At 64.1% G+C, this 18,563-nt stretch carries 17 protein-coding genes; 5 read left to right on the forward strand and 12 right to left on the reverse strand.

The genetic code is table 11. From position 1 onward, the window contains the following. Positions 1-343 precede the first annotated feature (343 nt). On the forward strand, positions 344-1,582 hold the full coding sequence (locus LOY69_RS26000) for an MFS transporter (RefSeq protein ID WP_253165488.1): 1,239 nt from the start codon (positions 344-346) through the stop codon (positions 1,580-1,582). Positions 1,583-1,616: 34 nt separating this feature from the next. Here the strand turns inward: LOY69_RS26000 and LOY69_RS26005 are convergent, their stop codons facing one another. The 3 genes from LOY69_RS26005 to LOY69_RS26015 all read right to left on the reverse strand — a co-directional run bounded on the left by LOY69_RS26005 (position 1,617) and on the right by LOY69_RS26015 (position 3,323). Then, positions 1,617-1,913, reverse strand: coding sequence for a hypothetical protein (locus LOY69_RS26005; protein WP_265073785.1), 297 nt, complete (start codon positions 1,911-1,913; stop codon positions 1,617-1,619). A gap of 346 nt (positions 1,914-2,259) precedes the next feature. Then, complete coding sequence (locus LOY69_RS26010) at positions 2,260-2,811, reverse strand: DJ-1 family glyoxalase III (RefSeq protein WP_265073786.1); 552 nt, start codon at positions 2,809-2,811, stop codon at positions 2,260-2,262. A 62-nt stretch (positions 2,812-2,873) separates the two neighbouring features. Continuing rightward, positions 2,874-3,323, reverse strand: a complete 450-nt coding sequence (locus tag LOY69_RS26015) for a DUF4879 domain-containing protein (protein WP_102882281.1) — start codon at positions 3,321-3,323, stop codon at positions 2,874-2,876. A 207-nt stretch (positions 3,324-3,530) separates the two neighbouring features. On the opposite strand from LOY69_RS26015, the gene LOY69_RS26020 reads away from it, so the two are divergent. Further along, positions 3,531-4,826 carry an NCS2 family permease gene (locus tag LOY69_RS26020; RefSeq protein ID WP_265073787.1) on the forward strand — a complete coding sequence of 432 codons (1,296 nt, stop codon included), beginning with the start codon at positions 3,531-3,533 and terminating at the stop codon, positions 4,824-4,826. Then, positions 4,823-5,902, forward strand: coding sequence for a tRNA (uridine(54)-C5)-methyltransferase TrmA (trmA, locus tag LOY69_RS26025; RefSeq protein ID WP_110596216.1), 1,080 nt, complete (start codon positions 4,823-4,825; stop codon positions 5,900-5,902). The genes LOY69_RS26020 and trmA overlap by 4 nt, the downstream gene beginning before the upstream one ends. A gap of 207 nt (positions 5,903-6,109) precedes the next feature. Here trmA and LOY69_RS26030 read toward each other — a convergent pair whose 3' ends face one another. From LOY69_RS26030 to LOY69_RS26070, 9 genes are all read right to left on the reverse strand, one after another. Continuing rightward, on the reverse strand, positions 6,110-7,447 hold the full coding sequence (locus LOY69_RS26030; protein WP_265073788.1) for a TolC family outer membrane protein: 1,338 nt from the start codon (positions 7,445-7,447) through the stop codon (positions 6,110-6,112). Next, complete coding sequence (locus LOY69_RS26035) at positions 7,444-8,793, reverse strand: HlyD family type I secretion periplasmic adaptor subunit (RefSeq protein WP_110652069.1); 1,350 nt, start codon at positions 8,791-8,793, stop codon at positions 7,444-7,446. Before LOY69_RS26035 ends, LOY69_RS26030 begins: the two co-directional genes overlap by 4 nt. Then, complete coding sequence (locus LOY69_RS26040; protein ID WP_265073789.1) at positions 8,790-10,574, reverse strand: type I secretion system permease/ATPase; 1,785 nt, start codon at positions 10,572-10,574, stop codon at positions 8,790-8,792. The genes LOY69_RS26035 and LOY69_RS26040 overlap by 4 nt, the downstream gene beginning before the upstream one ends. Positions 10,575-10,792: 218 nt before the next feature. Further along, entirely contained in the window at positions 10,793-11,410 is a 618-nt protein-coding gene (locus LOY69_RS26045; protein ID WP_102865410.1) for a heme acquisition protein HasA, read from the reverse strand. An 83-nt stretch (positions 11,411-11,493) separates the two neighbouring features. Further along, positions 11,494-14,199 carry a TonB-dependent receptor gene (locus LOY69_RS26050; RefSeq protein WP_265073790.1) on the reverse strand — a complete coding sequence of 902 codons (2,706 nt, stop codon included), beginning with the start codon at positions 14,197-14,199 and terminating at the stop codon, positions 11,494-11,496. 132 nt (positions 14,200-14,331) lie between these two features. After that, the gene (locus LOY69_RS26055; RefSeq protein WP_102882288.1) at positions 14,332-15,345 is read right to left on the reverse strand and encodes a FecR family protein; all 1,014 of its coding nucleotides are present in this window, start codon (positions 15,343-15,345) and stop codon (positions 14,332-14,334) included. A 63-nt stretch (positions 15,346-15,408) separates the two neighbouring features. Further along, a complete protein-coding gene (locus LOY69_RS26060) occupies positions 15,409-15,930 on the reverse strand; it encodes an RNA polymerase sigma factor (protein WP_110596286.1) in 522 nt (173 codons plus the stop codon). 121 nt (positions 15,931-16,051) lie between these two features. Beyond that, positions 16,052-16,498: a DUF2442 domain-containing protein gene (locus LOY69_RS26065; protein WP_102882289.1), complete on the reverse strand. Its 447-nt coding sequence runs from the start codon at positions 16,496-16,498 to the stop codon at positions 16,052-16,054. After that, a complete protein-coding gene (locus tag LOY69_RS26070) occupies positions 16,495-16,917 on the reverse strand; it encodes a DUF4160 domain-containing protein (RefSeq protein ID WP_265073791.1) in 423 nt (140 codons plus the stop codon). Before LOY69_RS26070 ends, LOY69_RS26065 begins: the two co-directional genes overlap by 4 nt. A 341-nt stretch (positions 16,918-17,258) precedes the next feature. On the opposite strand from LOY69_RS26070, the gene aroQ reads away from it, so the two are divergent. Beyond that, positions 17,259-17,708, forward strand: coding sequence for a type II 3-dehydroquinate dehydratase (aroQ, locus tag LOY69_RS26075; RefSeq protein ID WP_102865405.1), 450 nt, complete (start codon positions 17,259-17,261; stop codon positions 17,706-17,708). After that, entirely contained in the window at positions 17,705-18,559 is an 855-nt protein-coding gene (locus tag LOY69_RS26080) for a shikimate dehydrogenase (protein ID WP_102882291.1), read from the forward strand. The genes aroQ and LOY69_RS26080 overlap by 4 nt, the downstream gene beginning before the upstream one ends. Positions 18,560-18,563 lie beyond the last annotated feature (4 nt).

An 18,563-nucleotide genomic window follows, 5' to 3' on the forward strand; every position in this document is an offset into this window, starting at 1 on the left:
CTCACCCCGCCAAACCCGGGGTTTTCCCGGCTTTTCCCCACACAAAACGCCTGTAGCCGCTGCTGAGCCTGCGAAGCTGCGAAAGGCCGGGCCGCGTTCGGTACGCAGGGTCTTGCCTGGCCATTTCCCGGCGAACCTGCGGCGTATTCAAGATCCTGGCGTCTCCTGCGACGGAGTGCCGCCCAAAGCGTTCGCAGCCTGCGGCAGCGGCTACAGGGTTCGCGACCCGGTGTTCGAGCGAAAAACGAGATAGATGCGTGGCTAACGATTTCCCCCGTCCCGCAACTATTGGTTACATCTTGGTGATAACCTCGTCGCACTCCCCGCTCAGATCGACCGCCCGATGCCCAGCCAAGACCCTCTGCTGCTCCGTCACCATCGTCCGTTCATTGCGTTCTGGCTGGCCCGGATCTTCACCGCCAGTGGTTTCCAGATGCTCACTGTGGCCATCGGCTGGAACCTCTACCAGCTGACCGGCAATGTGCTCGACCTGGGCCTGGTGGGGCTGGTGGAGTTTGCCCCAAGAGTGCTGTTCATGCTGCACACCGGGCACGTGGCCGACCGCTACGACCGGCGCCGAGTGGCGGCTATCTGTCAGTCGCTACAAGCCTTGATCGCCCTGGCCCTGGCCGTCGGCAGCCTGACCGACAGCGTGACCCGGGAAATGATCTTCATCCTGGCCTTCCTCCTCGGCGGCGCCCGTTCCTTCGAGATGCCCACCACCCAGGCCCTGCTGCCGAGCATCGTGCCCGCGGCGCTGTTTCCCCGGGCGGTGGCGGCCGCGCAATCGGCGCAACAGTCGGCGACCATCGTCGCCCCGGCCCTGGGCGGGTTGCTGTACGCCTTCGGCAGCGTCTGGGTCTACGGCCCCACCGTGGTCCTGTACCTGATCGCCTGCCTGCTGATGCTCAACCTGCCGGCCCGGCAGACGCCGCTGAACAAGGGCAAGGCCACCCTCGATTCGCTGCTGGCGGGGATTCGCTTCATCCGCAGCCGCCCGGACATCCTCGGCGCCATCTCCCTGGACCTGTTCGCCGTGCTGCTGGGCGGCGCCACAGCACTCTTGCCGGTGTTCGCCAAGGACATCCTGCTCACCGGCCCCTGGGGCCTGGGCCTGCTGCGTTCGGCGCCAGCGGTGGGCGCGCTGCTGATGTCACTGTGGCTGGCGCGCTTTAGCGTCGAGCGCAAGGTCGGGCGGGTGATGTTCACCGCCGTCGGCGTATTCGGCGTGGCCACCATCGCCTTCGGCCTCTCGACCTCGTTCTGGTTTTCCCTGGCGGTGCTGGTGGTGCTGGGGGCGGCGGACATGATCAGCATGGTGATCCGCGCGTCCTTCGTGCAGCTGGAAACCCCGGACGAAATGCGCGGCCGGGTCAGCGCGGTAAACGGCCTGTTCATCGGCGCTTCGAACCAGCTGGGGGAATTTGAATCCGGGCTGACCGCCCACTGGTTCGGCACCGTGCCGGCGGTGGTGCTGGGCGGGGTCGGCACGCTGGTCGTGACCGGGGTCTGGATCAAGCTGTTTCCGACCCTGGCCAAGCGCGATCGGATGATCGAGCGAGTGGAAGAGGCCAAGGCCTGAAGCCGCGCCGGACGGGCGCGGCCAGATTCAGGTATCAGTGACTGGGCTGAGCCTCAGCGACTACACGCCATTTCGCCGCCTCCAGCAGGTCGCAACCATCCTGGGTCAGTACATAGAGCACATCGATGATGTGCGGGATGTCCTTCACATCGCCGTGGCTGAAGTTCAGACAACAGAGGGTTTCCAGCAGGTTGGCAGCAGCGCGCATGCGTTGCTCTGCAGCCTCGTGCAACGCCTCAGTGGACGCATTGGCGTTGATGAAAAAAACACCAGGCCGGCTTATGTTGGATTTGAGCGGCACATAGTGAGCAGCAGTTTTCGGGGTACTCATCATTAGATCCTTCTTTATGAATGACCGCCCCAATCGTGACCAAACGATGGGTGGCGGACTGTGCACAGGTTGGTCAACCGGGAAGAAGGCACCCGGCACACCCGAAGGTGTCCCGCGCACAGTCCACCATGAAGCGTGCGGACACGAAAAAGTGCCTGCAAACCAGGGTGGCGCGTGCGCCTTCTAATTTCGGGTGACCAAACCCGTTCGCTGAATTGGCAGCGACGGCGCGAACTATAGGGGTGATGGGACGAGCCGTGCAAGGAGCGGCTGGTTAGCCTTTGTTACCCGACTTTGAGCCACTCGCCATGGAAAGTGAGGTCGCGGTTTATCAACGCAATTGCCCCTAGACCAGCAACTCTGCTGCCACCTGGGCGCGCTTGCCGCGACCGCACAGCGCCTCCACCAGGGCCAGGGCAAACGTCAGGGCCGCGCCGGAACCCTGGGCGGTGATGCAGTTGCCATCCACCACCACCGGCTGGTCGACAAAGGTACAGCCCAACAGCTGATGGCTGGCGCTGGGCAGGCAGGTCATGCGCCGCTGGCGCAGCACCCCATAGGCCTGCAAGGCCAGGGCCGGTGCTTCGGCGATGCCGGCGAAGAACCTGCCGGCGGCCGCCTGATCCTTGAGCAACTGCATCAGGGGTTGATGGCCCGCCAAATGCTGGGCACCTACCGCGCCGCCGGGCAACACAATCAGGTCGAAGCGCTGGGCCAGCACATCCACCAGCATGGCGTCGGCGGTCAGTCGAGTGCCGCGGGCGCAGGTGAGCATGCGCCGGTTTTCGACACTGGCCGCCAACACCTCGATTTCGGCACGGCGCAATACGTCAATCAGGGTCACGCTTTGCAGGTCATCAATGCCTTCGGCAAGGGTGACCAAGGCTCTGAAGGCCATGGGGATGACTCCACAAGGAAGGTCTTTAGAGCTTAGTCAGCTTTGCCGAACGCCGTTCGGGGCTACCGGATGTAGATCTGCGCACTCAGGGTATTGCCCGGTGCGTTGATCGAGGTGTTGCTGAAGCTGAAGGTGCCTTCCTGCTTGCCCGCCAGGTCGAAGACATAGATGTAGCCCACGGTGATTCCCGAGTTGCCGCAGGGCACATAGGCGGAGCCGTCCTCGCACACCGGCGAGCGAGTGCCGTCGACTTCGAAACCGTCCAGGTTCACATGGGGCTCGCGGCCGTAGCCGATCTCCAGCACGTAGACCTTGATGTTCGGGCCGTTGTGGTCGCACTGAGTGCGTTCACGCCCATCGGAGACATCTTCCAGGCCGCAGGAAGGTGACAGCACCTTGAGAATCTCCACCTGGCTCAACGGCGGCGCCGAACGCGCCAGGGCCGGAGCCGCCAACCAGCAGGCCGCAGCCCCCAGCAGCGTCAATGCTGTCATTTTCACTGTGCTGCGCATAAATCCCCCCTTAAAAGCAGGGCGCAGTATGCGCTACTTGCCAGCAGTGCAAAACATCGCCGACGATCGCAGCCATTGGCCCACGCTGCTGGTATGATGCGCGGCTTTTTCCGACCCAGGGCAAATCCACAGGCGCCTTATAAAGTCTGTGCTTTGCTGTTGGAGTCGATACATTCACGGCGCCCGGCGGCGCCACGGGGAGCAGACATGCTGGAAAGGCTGTTTCAACTCAAGGCACACAACACCAACGTGCGCACCGAGATTCTTGCGGGCGTCACCACCTTCCTGGCCATGGCCTACATTCTCTTCGTCAACCCGAGCATTCTCGGCGAGACGGGCATGGACAAGGGCGCCCTGTTCGTTGCCACCTGTCTGGCTGCCGCCATCGGCTCCACCATCATGGGCCTGATCGCCAACTACCCGATCGCCCTGGCCCCGGGCATGGGCCTGAACGCCTTCTTCACCTACACCGTGGTCCTGCACATGGGCCACACCTGGCAAGTGGCGCTGGGTGCGGTGTTCATCTCGGCGGTGCTGTTCTTCCTGCTGTCGATCTTCAAGATCCGCGAATGGATCATCAACAGCATCCCCCTGCCGCTGCGCTCGGCGATTGCTGCCGGTATCGGCCTGTTCCTGGCGCTGATCGCCCTGCACAACGCCGGCATCGTGGTCAGCAACCAGGCCACCATGGTCGGCCTGGGTGATCTGAAAAAGCCGGCGCCGATCCTCGCCACCCTGGGCTTTGTCCTGATCGTCGCCCTGGAAGCGCTGAAAGTGCGCGGGGCGGTGCTGATCGGCATCCTCGCGGTGACCATTGCCTCGATCATCATGGGCTTCACCCCGTTCGCCGGCGTGACCTCGATGCCTCCGTCCCTGGCCCCGACTTTCCTGCAACTGGACATCAAGGGCGCCCTGGACATTGGTCTGGTGAGCGTGATCTTCGCCTTCCTGTTCGTCGACCTGTTCGACAACTCCGGCACCCTGATCGGCGTCGCCAAGCGCGCCGGCCTGATGGGCAAGGACGGCCACATGCCGAAAATGGGCCGCGCGCTGATCGCTGACAGCACCGCCGCCATGGCCGGCTCCCTACTGGGCACCTCGACCACCACCAGCTACATCGAATCTGCTGCGGGCGTGAGCGCCGGTGGCCGCACCGGGCTGACCGCCATCGTGGTGGCGATTCTGTTCCTGCTGGCACTGTTCTTCTCGCCGCTGGCGGCCAGCGTGCCACCGTTCGCCACCGCGCCGGCACTGCTGTTCGTGGCCGTGCTGATGACCTCGGGCCTGGCGGAAATCGACTGGGACGACATCACCGTCGCCGCGCCGGTGGTGGTCACTGCCCTGGCCATGCCGTTCACCTATTCGATCGCCAACGGCATCGCCTTCGGCTTCATTGCCTGGACCGCGATCAAGCTGCTGTCGGGCCGCGCTCGCGAGCTGAACGCACCGCTGGTGATCCTGTCGATTCTGTTTGTGATCAAGCTGGGTTGGTTCGCCGCATGACTTTTGACGCCGCAAGCTACAGCACCCAATTGAACGACAAGGTCGCGCGCCTGCGTGACCTGCTGGCGCCTTTCGCTGCCCCCGAGCCCCAGGTCTTCGACTCGCCCCTGCAGAACTTCCGCCTGCGGGCCGAGTTCCGCCTGTGGCGCGAGGCCGGTGAACGCCACTACGCGATGTTCTCCCAGGACGACAAACGCACGCCGATCCTCATTGAAGAGTTCCCCATCGCCAGCCAGCGCATCAACCAGTTGATGCCCCGGCTCAAGGCCGCCTGGCAGGCCAGCGCGCCTTTGAGCCACAAGCTGTTCCAGGTGGAGTTCCTCACCACCCTGGCCGGCGATGCGATGATCACCCTGTGCTACCACCGCCCGCTGGACGAGCACTGGCACAAGGCCGCGAGCCAACTGGCCGCCGACCTCAATGTCAGTGTGATCGGCCGTTCCAAGGGCAAGCGCGAAGTCATCGGCCAGGACTACGTGGTGGAAAAGCTCGAAGTCGGCGGGCGTACCTTCAGCTACCGCCAACCCGAAGGCGCCTTCACCCAGCCCAACGGCACGGTGAACCAGAAGATGCTCAACTGGGCCTATGAAGCCCTGGGCGAGCGCCAGGACGACCTGCTGGAACTGTACTGCGGCAACGGCAACTTCACCCTGCCCCTGGCCACCCGGGTGCGCAAGGTACTGGCCACCGAGATCAGCAAGACCTCGGTCAACGCCGCCTTGAGCAACCTCAGCGAAAACGCTGTGGATAACGTCACCCTGGTGCGCCTGTCCGCCGAAGAGCTGACCGAAGCCCTCAACGAAGTGCGTCCATTCCGCCGCCTGCAGGGCGTGGACTTGAAGAGCTACGAATTCGGCAGCGTGTTCGTCGACCCGCCCCGGGCCGGCATGGACCCGGACACCTGCGAACTGACCCGGCGCTTCGACAACATCCTGTACATCTCCTGCAACCCGGAAACCCTGGCGGCCAACATCGCCCAGTTGCACGACACCCACCGCATCACCCGCTGCGCGCTGTTCGACCAGTTCCCCTGGACTCACCACATGGAATCCGGGGTCCTGCTGACCCGCCGCTGATTTGCCCCGCTCCCCAACGGCCGTCCTCGAGACGGCCGTTGTCATTCTGGGCCTCCGATCCCCCTCCCGCTTCCTGTAGCCGCTGCCGCAGGCTGCGATCGACTGCGAAGCAGGCGCAAACCTGACACCGCGGTGCATCAGGCACGTCTGCGTCGCCGGGTGTGCGGGGCTGCGCCCCGGTCGCAGCCTGCGGCAGCGGCTACAAGGTCAGCCCGCGGGTTGAAAGTACCCGGCCAGTTGCTGCAGGTCCTGTTCATTGAGCAGGCCGGCGTAATACTTGAGCTCAATCCGTGCCAGCAGGTAGGCATGCCGGGCATCCGCCAGGTCACGACGGGCAGTGAACAGTTGCTGCTCGGCGTCCAGCACATCGAGGTTGACCCGCTCGCCACCCTGCACGCTTTTGCGGGTCGCGGTCACCAGGGCCTCGGCTGAGCTGACGGCCATTTCATAGGCGCGGACCTTGGCCGCGGCACTGGTGTTGAGGTTGAACTGCTTGCGCAGCTGGTTGAGGGTATTGGCGGTTTGCGCATCCAGTTCATATTGCGCCTGGGACAGCTGACTGGCCGCCTGGCGGGTCGAGGCCGAGACCGAACCACCGGCAAACAGCGGCAGGCTGACCTGGATACCCACGGTGTTGGTGTCGTACTGCTGGTTGTAGGTGCTCTCCGAATCAGAGCGGGTCTGCCGGCTGCTGGCGTACAGGCTGATCTTGGGCAGGTGCCCGGCGCGCTTGCGCTCCACCTCGTATTCCGCCGCCCGCAGGGCCTGCTGCTGGGAAGCCAGTTCAGGGTTGTTGGCCATGGCCAGGTCGCGCCAACTGTCGAAGCGGTTGGGCTGCAGCGGCTGGATCTCGAACTGCCGGGTCAGCGGGTCCAGCTCGTCGATCTGCAACGGCTCGCCGACTATGGCTTGCAGCTCGCGCAGGGCCGCATCCTGCTGGTCCTGGGCCTCGATCTCTTGCGCCAGGGCCAGGCTCAAACGGGCCTGGGTCTCCAGCACATCGGTGCGGGTGCCCTCGCCGCCCTTGAGCAGACGTTCATTGAGCTGCAAGCGTTCGGCGTAGGCGCGTTTCTGTGCCCGGCTCAGTTCGATGCGCTCCTGGGCCAGCAGCGCCTGGCTGTAGGCACTGAGCAGGCGCACCGCCAGTTCCTGGCTCTTGCCGCGAAAACGCTCGTCGGAAAACAGCGCCTGGGCCGAGCCCTGGCGATAGCGCGCATAGGCCTCGTAGTCCAGCAACGGCTGTTGCAGGGTCAGGGTCGAGGCATAGCTGCGGTAGTCACGATCGGTGGTGACATCGCCACGAACCGTGTCCTGGGTCACCTCGGACTGGTTGCGCGAATTGTTGTAGCTCCAGGACAGGCTCGGCAACAGCCCGGCACGGCCGATGGCCCGGTTCTCTTCACCGGCATCGCGCTCCTTGATCGCCGCCTGGAAGGTCGGGTCATTACGCAGAGCCAGATCGTAGGCATCGAGCAAACCCAGGGCCAGGGCCGACGGGCTGCTCAGCAGGCACAGCAGCGCGAGGAAGCAAAAGGCGCGAGTCATTCTTCCACCAACGCCATATGAGTCCGGTCCAGCAGGGGCTTGAACAGGTAGTTGAGCATCGAGCGCTCGCCGGTACGGACAAAGGCCTCCACCGGCATTCCCGGCCGGATCTGCAACCCCTGCAACTGCTGCATGCCTTCGGCGCTGACCGTGGCGCGCAAGGTGTAATAGGGTTCTTCAGTACGTTCGTCGACCTGGCGATCGGCAGACACCAGGGTCACCTCCCCCGGCACCCTCGGCGTGGTGCTCTGGTTGAAGGCCGAGAACATCAGTTCCACGGGCAGCCCCGGGTGCACTTTGTCCACCAGTTGCACCGGCACCCGCGCCTCCACCAGCAGCGGCTCGTCCTGGGGCACGATGTCCATCAGCGGCTGGCCCGGCTTGATCACCCCGCCCTCGGTGTACACCTCCAGGCCCACCACCACCCCGGCAGCCGGGGCGCGCACCTGGCTGTTGGCCAGTTCGAACTCGGCGGAGGCCAGGCGATTGCGCAGGTCTTCGGTGCGAATCCGGGTGTCGGCCAACTGGCTGCGCAGGTCTTTCTGGAAGTCCTCGGTGGACTGGCGGATGCGCAGGCGCAGTTCGAGGATCTGTCGCTGCAACTGGCCGATACGGCCGAAGTCCTCGGCGATCGAGCCGTCGATCTGCGCGTACAGGCGTTCGCTGTCCAGCAGGCGATTGCGCGGGATGTAGCCGTCCCGGGCCAGCTCCCGCAGGCCCTGCAACTGTTCGTTCAAGGCACTGCGCTGTTGCCGCTTGCTGGCCTGGGAATCCCGGGTACCGCGCAACTGCGCTTCGGAGCCGGCAATGGTCTCGGCAATGCCCTGTTGCTCCATGCTCAGGGCCTGGCGCCGGCTGCTGAACAGCTGCCGTTGCAGGGCCAGGCTGGCGGCCACCTCAGGTTCGCTCGCCAAGGCCTGGAGCTGAGGATCAAAGACGATCTCGCTGGCGCCATCGCGCTCGGCATTGAGTCGCGCTTCGCTGGCCAGGGAACCCAGGTACTGACTGCGCAAGGACTGCATCTGGGTGCGCAGCGGGGTCTCGTTGAGGCGCAGCAACACCTGCCCGGCGCTGACCCGGTCGCCCTCCTTGACCTCGATCCGCTCGACGATGCCGCCGCTCTGGTGCTGCACCGTCTTGCGATGGCCCGAGACCATGACCTTGCCCGATACCGCCACGCCCTTGTCCAGCGGCGCCAGGGCGGCCCAGCCGATAAACCCGGCAAAGCCTCCCAGCACCAGGAGCCAGCCGAGGCGTGAATACTTCCTGTCGTCCAGGGACAACACATTGCTGGCGGCGGGCCCCGCGACCGGCGCAACCGAGCCTGTGGATACATTCGCCTTCATGCTTTTTTCCCTTCGCCGCCGGCCACGCCCAGTCGGTAATTCATGTTCAGGCTGGTCACCGGATTACTCACCGGTACCGCGGGCGGCGGCGCGGCCTTGGCCTTCTGGTTCGCCTCCAGCACCCGCGCCGTCGGGCCGAAGGCTTGCAGCTGGCCTTCGCGCAGGATCATCAGCTGGTCGGTCAGGCTCAGCACATTGGGCTTGTGAGTGATCAGCACCAGGGTCCGCTGCCGTTGCTTGAGTTGGCTGATGGCCTGCAACAGCGCCTGTTCGCCAGCTTCATCAAGGTTGGAGTTGGGTTCGTCGAGCACGATCAGCGCCGGCAAGCCGTACAACGCACGCGCCAGGCCGATGCGCTGGCGCTGCCCGCCGGACAGCCCGGCACCGCCCTCACCCAGGCGCGTGTCATAGCCCTGGGGCAGTTGCAGGATCAACTCATGCACCCCGGCCATTTGCGCAGCCTGCAGGACCTGATCGGAGTCCAGCGCGCCGAAACGCGCGATGTTCTCGGCAATGCTGCCGGCGAACAATTGGATGTCCTGGGGCAGGTAGCCGATATGCGGGCCCAGTTGCTGCTTGTCCCACTGGGCCAGGTCCGCGCCATCCAGGCGCACCTTTCCCGTCAGGGGCGTCCAGGCACCGACCAACAGCCGAGCCAGGGTGGACTTGCCGCAACCGGAAGGGCCAATCACCCCCAGGACCTGGCCGGCCTCCAGGGTGAAGCCGAGGTTGCTCAGGGCCGGACTGCGACTTCCCGGGGCACAGGCACTCAATTGCTCGACACTCAACTTGCCCTTGGGCGTCGGCAGGCTCATGCGCACCGGCCGTGGCGGATTGGCCTGCAACAGCTCGGACAAGCGCTCGTAGGCCAGGCGCGCCGAGCTCCACTGCTTCCAGACCGCGATCAACTGGTCGATGGGGCTGAGCACCCGGCCCATGAGAATCGAGCCGGCGATCATCATCCCCGGGGTGATCTGCCCCTGCACCGCCAGCCACGCGCCCAAGCCCAATACCAGGGACTGCAAGGCCATGCGCACGCCCTTGGACCAGGCGCTGATAGTGGCGGTCTTTTCACTGGCCAGGTTCTGCTGAGCGAGAAAGCCCTGATGACCGACGAACCAGCGCTCGCGCAGCGCGCCGAGCATGCCCATGGCTTCGATGGCGTCGGCGTTGCGCAGGTTGGCCGTGGCCTGCTGGCTGGTGATGATCGACAACTGGCTGGCCTGGGCCAGCGGCGCCTGGCAGATATGCTGATTGATCCAGGCCAGCGCCACCAACAGCAGCGCTCCGCCCAGGGCCAACAGACCAAGCCAGGGGTGAAAGAGGAAGATCACCAGCAGATAGACCGGGAACCAGGGCGCGTCGAAGAAGGCGAACAAGGCATTGCCGGTGGCGAACTGGCGCAGCGCGGTCAGGTCATTCAAGGCCTGGCCGGCGGCCTGGGGGCTGCCCTTGAGCTGGGCCTCGAACGCCGCGTCATACACCCGCTGGTTCAGGCGCATGTCCATCTGGGTGCCGAGGTGGATCACCACCTGGCTGCGCACCCACTCCAACGCCCCCATCAGGCCGAACAGGCCGAGGATCATCAGCGTCAGCATCAACAGGGTCATCTGATTGCCCGAGGCCAGCACCCGGTCGTAGACCTGCAGCATGTACAGGGCCGGGGCCAGCATCAGCAGATTGATCACCGCCGAGAACAGGCCGATGTTGAAGAAGCCGCCCTTATAGGCCGTCAAGGCCGCCAGCGTCTCGGAAGCGGCAAGTGGATTCGGCCTGCTCATCAAGGTGTCCTGTGCAGAGTTTAGGGATACAGGGTCTTCCGCTCAGGCAGAGCGGAACGACAAGAGGCGCGCCCGGTGCGTTGACAGGCACCCCGGCGCTCCCCAGAATTTGCCACCGCCGCCGCCCTGGCCTTCGAAAACTCGGGCGACGGAGGTGAGTCAAACCAGCGAATGGAGGAGCGATCCTGCATTCGCTTTTTTATGCCTCAAGCCGGCACTCAGGCCGCCAGTGCCCAGTCCTGGGCCACGTCCTGCACACCCACCAGGCCGACATCGGCTGCGGCGGCGGCAGCCGGGGTGACGTGGGCAACACCGGCAGCGGCCAGGTCGTCGAAAGTGGAGTTCACCGACAGGCTTGGGTCGATCGCCTTGAGCAGGGCATCGATCTCGCCGGCCAGCGCCGAGCTGTCGCCGCTCATCAGGCCGTAGACCACCTTGTGCACTTCACCGGCACGGCCTTCATCTTTCAGGCTGTTGAGGCCCAGGTTGCTGAAGCTGACTTCCTGGCTGACCAGGTGGTAGTTGCTGCCCGAACCACCGGCGAGGGTGTCGCCCAGAGAAACGCTGTCCAGCGAGCCCCACAGGGTGTGGCTCGGGTTGCTGAACAGGGTGTAATGCAGGTTGCCGTCGGCCACGAAGGCGGCGTCGCTGGCGGTGCTCTTGATGGCGTACTGGGTGCCATCGAACGGGCCCGGGTTGAAACCACCGGTATTGGTGCCATCAACCACTTCGCCTGGGCGGTGGTTGACGTCGCCGAAGTAGGCCGACCAGTCAGTCAGGTATTGCGCAACAGTGTTACCGCCGTAGGTAGCGCTGTAAGAGATCGAAATGCTCATGCAAAACTCCAATACATTAGGTGGGTCAGGTCCGCAGCACGCCAGTGCCTGCTGCGGTTTTGCCCTTCAATGGGCAAAAGCGGTCAGAACTGATATTCCACGGTGCCCTGCAAGGTGCGGCCACGGCCGAGGGTGAAGGCCAGGACATCGCCGAGGGGCACCAGGTAGGCGCGGTCGGTGACGTTTTCCATGGCCAGGCGCAGGGTCAGTTCTTCAGTGGCGCGGTAGCTGCCATACAGGTCGTAGACGGTGTAGGGCTTCCAGTCGGCCGGGTAGACACCGGTCTGGCTCACGGTCCCGGTCGCCGAGCCGGCGATCGAGTAGCCGGCGCTGTAGCGGGCCCGGGCACCGATATCCAGTTTGCGTTCGAAAAAGCGCGCGCCCAGGGTCAGGGTGCCGCGGTCCATGGGCATGTGTTCGGCCGAACCGAGGATCGCGGCGTTGCAGCGGCTGGCATTGTTGGCCGCATCATCGGGACGCATGCCGGTGACAATCGCGCCCCGCCCTGTGCCGTTCTTCACCGGCTGGGTCACCCCTCCCAGCCAGGCGGTCTTCATGCAGAAATCGTTGTCGCCGATCATGTGGGTGTAATTGAGCTGGCCGTAGGCGCGACCGGCGTCATAGTCGAGCTGGTACTCGACGCCCTTGAAGCGGGTGCTGCTGAGATCGTTGACGTAGGCGCTGTTGCCGATCCCGGGGGAGCCATAGCCCGGGGGCTGCACGCCCATGGCCATGTAGATGAAGTCATCGACCCGGGTATCGAAGTAGGCCACCTTGATGCCCAGGCGGTCATCGTTGAACCAGAGGTTTTCCTTGAAGACGTTGACCCCCGCTTCCCAGGTGGTGGAGCGCTCCGGCTTGAGGAAGGGGTTGGGAAAGGTGCTCTCAGAACCTCCACCATGGGGGCGTCCGGTGATCATGGTTTCGGTCACCGCCGGTGGCCGCCAGCCCTTGCCATAGCTGGCGAACAGTTGCAGCCACTCGACCCCGGGCTTGACCGACAGGCCGAAGGTCGGCGAGAAGCGCCCTTCCTGGTTGTCGATGTCATAGGCCACCGGCACCGAGATTTGCTGGGGCGTCTTGCCGATCACGAAGGTGCGGGTGTTGATTCCGGTTTCGCCGCGCAGGCGGTAGCGGTCGTAACGCAAGCCGGCATTGAGGTTCAACCAGCCGTCGTAGTCGAAGTCCAGGCGGGTGAACAGGCTGCCCAGGGCTCGATCACCCTCGGGGGTCATGCTCGCCGCAGGCGAGGCACTGACCGCCGAGCCCTTGGGCACCGGCTGGCTGGAGTCGGGGCGGACCTTGTCGTAGAAAAACTCCAGGCCGTAGTTGGCCTTCAGCGTGGACAGCCCGCCCAGGGCAAAGGTCGACGTGTTCTGCGCCTGGGCGCCATAGGTATCGGTCTGGTAGGTGATCGAGTAGCCAGGGCTGCTGCGGCGGTTCAGGGTGCTCTGGTCATTGCTGTTGTCGACGTAATAGAGCTTGGCCTTGAAGTCGATCAACGGGTTGTCCGGGGTGTAGCTGTAGTCGAGGCCGAAGTTCTGCGAATGCACATCGCTGCTGCCGAGCTTTTCCCAGAGCTGATCCTTGTTCTCGGTGTTCATCATGTTGGCGTCGTCGTAGGACACCTCAGTGGTCAGGTAGCTCAGCTGCAGACGCTGGTCCTGGGGCAGGTTGAGCCCCAGCTTGACCAGGCGCGAGCGCATCACCGAAGCGGAATAGGCCACCTTGGAATGCTTCACTCGATCATTGATCGACGGGTCCATCCAGCTGCCGGTGCGCAATTCGCCAATGCCGCCACGGGTCCCCGGCTTGTAGTCCCCAAGGTGTCGTTCACTGGCGGCCAGCAGCATGTCCCAGACTTCGGTGCCGATGGCGAAGGCGGAACTGCCGATGAAGTGAGTGCCGTTGCTGCGGCCGCCCAAGCCGGTGGTCAGGCTAATTCGGCCACCGATCTCCTGGCCGGGCTTGAGCAGGTCGCGGGCCTCGATGGTGCGAAAGTTGGCGACCCCGCCAATCACTCCAGCCCCGCCCATGGTGGAGGTGGCGCCCTTCTCCACCACCACTTCGGAGAGCAGCTCGGGGTCGACATAGAGCGTTCCGTTGCGCTGCTGGTGGCCGCTCTGCTGATAGTTCTGGCGCATGCCGTCCACCGACATGTTGACCCGACCATAGTCCTGGATACCGCGGATGTTCACCGACACGCCCGGGTCCTGCTGGCTGAGCGCCGAATACACGCCGGACGTTTCCTCCAGCATTTCGGCGGCATGCCGCGGTGGATTGCGATCAAGTTGCTCGCGCCCGACCACGCTCACCGAGCGTGGCGCGTTGTATACCCAATCGCTCTGCCGGCCTTCGAGGTCGCCGGAAATCGTGGTGGGGGCCAAGGCCAGGGCGCCATCACGTCCGGTTTCCACCCGACTCAGGGTCACCTGGCGCTCGCCGCTAAAGCGGTACTCCACCGGCGCATTGCCCAGCAGCCGGGCCAGTCCTTCCTCGGCGCCGTAGCGGCCCTTGAGCGGCGAGCTGTGCAAGCCATGCAGGCGCAGGCTGTCGAACAGCACCTGCACCCCGGCCTGCTCGGCAAAAGCCAGCACCGCACTGCCGAGGGCCTGGGCAGGGATATCGAAATCCAGTTCGCGTGGTTGCTGAGCACTCTGCGGGGCTACGCCCACGGGCTCTGCCGCGTGCAACAAACCGCCTCCTGCCAACAGCCCTGCTACGCCCAAGTGAATGGCCAGGGCCAGACGACTTGCGGCGTGAATTCCAGTGCGACTGCCTACCCTCATGTTCCTGATTCCTGCGCTGGCTACTTTTAGTGCATGCGAATGCATCTCAATTAGCTAGACGTGCCAGGCAGGAAAACTCAGTAAGGTTTTTTCAGTTATTTTTCGCCGAAGGTGAAAAAAGGCCAGCAGGCCTCAATAAATAAGGCTGACGCCGGCCAGGTCGAAACGCTGCACCTGCAACTCCTGGGTGAGGGTGACCAGGGCCGCGTCGAGCATATCCAGACGGAACACACCGCTGACCTGACGCTGGGCCAGGGCACTGTTGGTCAGCACCACCCGCCCGGGTCGATAGCGATTGAGGCGCTCCACCACCACGCTCAAGGGCTGGCGATCGAACACCAGGACTCCACGTCGCCAACTGGTGGCGCGCTGCAGGTCGAGCCCATCAAGTGCCACCACCCCCGACTGCGAGTCATAGCGCACGCTCTGTCCCTCTTGCAGAACCCGCTCGGAAACGCCGCGTTGCGCCGGGGCATCCAGGCTCACGGCGACACTGTGCTGCAACACCCCAACCCAGGTTTGTTGATCGCTCTCACGCCCGACCACAAAACGGGTGCCCAGGGCCCGGGTCTGGCCGCTGGCGCTGTGCACGATGAAAGGTCGTTGCTCCTCACCGACCATGGGCGCCACATCAAATACTGCGGAGCCGGCCAGCAATTGGATCTGACGCTTGTCGCCGCTGTAATCCAGGCGAATGGCGCTGCTCGAGTCCAGCTCCACTTGGCTGCCATCGGCCAGTTGCACGGTGCGCACCTCGCCCTTGCCGGTCTGGTAGTCGGCCTGCAGGTACAGCAGTGCCTGCGGCCCTTGCAGCCAGCCCAGGGCAACCGCCAGAACCAGCATGGCCGCACTGGCGACCCGCACCAGCCGGCGTCGACGGCGCGGGCGCTGTATTGTCGCCGCAGGCCGTTCCACCTGGCGTCTTGGTGGGGCAGTGGCCGCCAGCTCGGGGTCCAGGCGCAGCTCGCCCAAGGCCTCCCAGGTCTGCCGGGCAAACACCAGAGCCTGGGGATGACGCGGGTCCTCGGCCTGCCATTGGGCAAGCTGCGCCTGCTCGGTGGCGCTCAGGCCTCCCGCGTGCAAACGCACCGCCCAATCGGCGGCGGCCTCGGTGATACTGCGCTCTTGCGGACCCTGGCTATTCACGTGTGAATCTCGATTTCTCGTTATATATAAGCAGTGACGTCTGACCCCGACTTTTACCGTAACTCACTGGTCAACCGGCCGACCGTCGGTAGCCTGCAGGCGTTGCATCACATAAGCCAGCGCCCGGGACAGGTGCTTTTGCACCGAGCTGTCGGAGATATTCAGGTGCCGGGCCACCTCGGCGTGGGTCATGCCTTCGATACGGTTCAGGCGGAAGATTTCCTGAGTGCGCGCAGGCAGCTCCGTGATCGCCTGTTTCAGTGCCTTGCGCTGTTGTTGCGCCATCACCTGAGCCTCCAACCCGGCCGCCTCATCCTCGATGTCGGCCAGTACTTCATGGGGCACGGTCTCGGTCTTGCGCCGCGCCTCCTGACGTACATGGTCGATCAGCAGGTTGTTCGCCGTGCGGTAGAGATAGCCCTGGGAGTTGTCGATCCGCTCACCGCGCGTTTGCTCGGCCAGCCGCAGAAAACTCTCCTGCACCAGATCTGCGGCCAACTGCGGGTCCCGTACCTTGCGCGCCAGGTACCCACGCAAGGTCGCGGCATGCTTGAGAAACAGTCCCTTGAGATCCACGTCCGACAAACCGACTCCCTGGAACATGAAGGAAATTGCCGGCATCTTACGGTCAGTCGAGAATGATTTTCAATTGATATCAGTATTCATTAGCGATCGCTTACACCAGCTGCCAGCCGCTTTCCAGGACCTAGGCTGGCACCTCGACCTTGCGCGGCCGGCCGCCCTTCTTGCCATTCAGGCGCGCCGCCCGAGCCTTGGCCGCGCTGCTTTGCCGACCGTTACGGGAGGCGACCAACTGGGTCGCCAGTTTCATCAGCGGCTCGCTGGCCGACAGCAGCCCGACAATCGACAGCTGCAGGTCCACGGCTTCATGGCACACCGCCGTGGCGGAAAAGCCCAACTGCAGTTGCTGCAATTGGGTGTCGCTCAGCGCCGCCAGCTCCGGATAGTTTTCCACAGGCAAATGAATCGAGCTGCCATCGGCAAAGCCCAGGCACAGGCACCCGGCCGCATAGCTCAAGGTACTGACTTGCAAACCCGCGTCGTGACGCGCCTCACCGCGTTCGACCGCTTGATCCAGCTGCTCCTGGGTCAAGGGCACATCGACGGGCACCGCTGCTTTGACGACTTTCATAGTTCGATCTCCACTCCTTGCACCGCACCCACAAGGGTCAGGCGAGTCAGGTTTCGTTGTTCCTCGTAGTGCGCTGACTCAATCAGGTACACCCTGCAGCCGGCGCTTGAACCTTCCACCACAGCGTTCGCTTGCCAATCCCACAACTGCTGCTCAAGGCACAAGGTGCGCAGTTTGCTCCACCAGATACGCCGAGCCAGATGCACCCGTTGCTTCAAGGCCTGGCGCAAGCCTTCAAGGACTGCCAGTGCCGGGCGACGGCCATGGGGGACAACGTCCCAGAGCTCGACGCCGTTGTGCCAGAAGCTGAAGCGAAAACGGGCACTCCAAGGACCGCCATCCACATGCACATGGGGTGGGCAATGTTCGTCACGCAACATGACGACGACCGCATAGCCCTTGTAAACGAACACTTTCATGCTAACCCATCAGTTAGGTTACCGAGTCCAAAGACTCGTGTTTCCATGATTAATCCGACCACCGGCCTGAAAGGGCAGCAGTGAGGTGACCTGCTTGAGGTTAGTCCCGGAGAAGGTCAGGAAGGCCTCCGGGCAGCCGCAAAGTCGTCAGCATTTATTGCCGGGCAAGGCCTCGCCACGGCCATCGCCAATAACAGCGTTCGGTTATCGAACACTTAATCAGCCTTCCCGGGTTCCGCTCTCGGCCATCAATTGACCAAATTAACCAGTTAGTACAATTTACCTCCCCAGTGCCTCGTACCCTCTCCCGAGGCTGACAATAACAACGGAGATCTACCCCCATGCGTCCTATCGTTCTGGTGCTTAACGGCCCGAACCTGAACCTGCTCGGCAGCCGTGAACCTGCCACTTACGGCCACGAAACCCTGGCCGATGTCTCGGCTTTGTGCGGCCGTGCCGCCGAGGAATTGGGCCTGGCCGTGGAGTTTCGCCAGACCAACCACGAAGGCGAATTGCTGGACTGGATCCACGCCGCCCGCGGGCGCTGCGCCGGCATCGTGATCAACCCCGCCGCCTGGACCCACACCTCGGTGGCGATCCGCGATGCGCTGGTGGCCAGTGAACTGCCGGTGATCGAAGTGCACCTGTCCAACGTCCACGCCCGCGAACCGTTCCGCCATCACTCCTTTGTCTCGGGTATTGCCCTGGCGGTGATGTGCGGCTTTGGCAGCCACGGCTATCGCCTGGCGCTGGAACACTTCAGCCTGCGGTTCAAGGAGCAAGGTCTATGACAGGCCATACAGGCGTACTCGCCGGACTGATCGGCGCCGGCATCCAGGCTTCACGCACCCCGGCCCTGCATGAACACGAAGGCGACGCGCAAAACCTGCGCTACCTCTACCGGTTGATCGATCTGGACCAGCTGGGGCTCGACAGCAGCGCCCTGCCCGACCTGCTCAGCGCCGCCGAACGGATGAACTTCACCGGCCTGAACATCACCTTTCCCTGCAAGCAGAGCATCTTGCCGCTACTGGACGAACTGTCCCCGGAAGCTCGCGGCATTGGCGCGGTCAACACCGTGGTCCTCAAGGACGGCAAGCGGGTCGGCCACAACACCGACTGCCTGGGGTTTGCCGAAGGGTTCCGGCGCGGTCTGCAAGGCGTGGCCAGACGGCACGTGGTGCAGATGGGGGCCGGCGGCGCCGGAGCGGCAGTGGCCCACGCCCTGCTCAGTGAGGGTGTGGAGCAACTGAGCATTTTCGATGTGGAAAACCAGCGGGCGCAGAGCCTGGCGGACAACCTCAACCAGCATTTCGGCGCCGCTCGGGCCAAGGCCGGTGGCGACCTGCCCAGCACCCTGGCGAGCGCCGACGGCCTGGTGAACACCACGCCCATGGGCATGGCCAAGCTGCCGGGCACGCCGGTGCCGGTGGAACTGCTGCGGGCGGAGCTGTGGGTGGCCGAGATCGTCTACTTCCCGCTGGAAACCGAGCTGCTGCGCAATGCCCGCGCCCTGGGTTGCCGAACCCTGGATGGCGGCACCATGGCGGTGTTCCAGGCGGTCAAGGCGTTCGAGCTGTTCAGCGGCCAGAGCGCCGACCCGCAACGCATGCTGGCGCACTTCCACAGCATGAATGGCTGAAATA

This window comes from Pseudomonas sp. B21-059 (assembly GCF_026016285.1).
In the GTDB taxonomy this organism is placed as follows: Bacteria; Pseudomonadota; Gammaproteobacteria; order Pseudomonadales; family Pseudomonadaceae; genus Aquipseudomonas; species Aquipseudomonas danubii.

Coding starts and splice junctions, on each gene's coding strand:
- LOY69_RS26015 (WP_102882281.1), bottom strand. CDS start 3,323: ATGCGCAGCACAGTGAAAATGACAGCATTGACGCTGCTGGGGGCTGCG.
- LOY69_RS26010 (WP_265073786.1), bottom strand. CDS start 2,811: ATGGCCTTCAGAGCCTTGGTCACCCTTGCCGAAGGCATTGATGACCTG.
- LOY69_RS26050 (WP_265073790.1), bottom strand. CDS start 14,199: ATGAGGGTAGGCAGTCGCACTGGAATTCACGCCGCAAGTCGTCTGGCC.
- LOY69_RS26045 (WP_102865410.1), bottom strand. CDS start 11,410: ATGAGCATTTCGATCTCTTACAGCGCTACCTACGGCGGTAACACTGTT.
- LOY69_RS26000 (WP_253165488.1), top strand. CDS start 344: ATGCCCAGCCAAGACCCTCTGCTGCTCCGTCACCATCGTCCGTTCATT.
- LOY69_RS26005 (WP_265073785.1), bottom strand. CDS start 1,913: ATGAGTACCCCGAAAACTGCTGCTCACTATGTGCCGCTCAAATCCAAC.
- LOY69_RS26030 (WP_265073788.1), bottom strand. CDS start 7,447: ATGACTCGCGCCTTTTGCTTCCTCGCGCTGCTGTGCCTGCTGAGCAGC.
- LOY69_RS26040 (WP_265073789.1), bottom strand. CDS start 10,574: ATGAGCAGGCCGAATCCACTTGCCGCTTCCGAGACGCTGGCGGCCTTG.
- LOY69_RS26080 (WP_102882291.1), top strand. CDS start 17,705: ATGACAGGCCATACAGGCGTACTCGCCGGACTGATCGGCGCCGGCATC.
- trmA (WP_110596216.1), top strand. CDS start 4,823: ATGACTTTTGACGCCGCAAGCTACAGCACCCAATTGAACGACAAGGTC.
- LOY69_RS26070 (WP_265073791.1), bottom strand. CDS start 16,917: ATGAAAGTGTTCGTTTACAAGGGCTATGCGGTCGTCGTCATGTTGCGT.
- LOY69_RS26065 (WP_102882289.1), bottom strand. CDS start 16,498: ATGAAAGTCGTCAAAGCAGCGGTGCCCGTCGATGTGCCCTTGACCCAG.
- LOY69_RS26035 (WP_110652069.1), bottom strand. CDS start 8,793: ATGAAGGCGAATGTATCCACAGGCTCGGTTGCGCCGGTCGCGGGGCCC.
- aroQ (WP_102865405.1), top strand. CDS start 17,259: ATGCGTCCTATCGTTCTGGTGCTTAACGGCCCGAACCTGAACCTGCTC.
- LOY69_RS26020 (WP_265073787.1), top strand. CDS start 3,531: ATGCTGGAAAGGCTGTTTCAACTCAAGGCACACAACACCAACGTGCGC.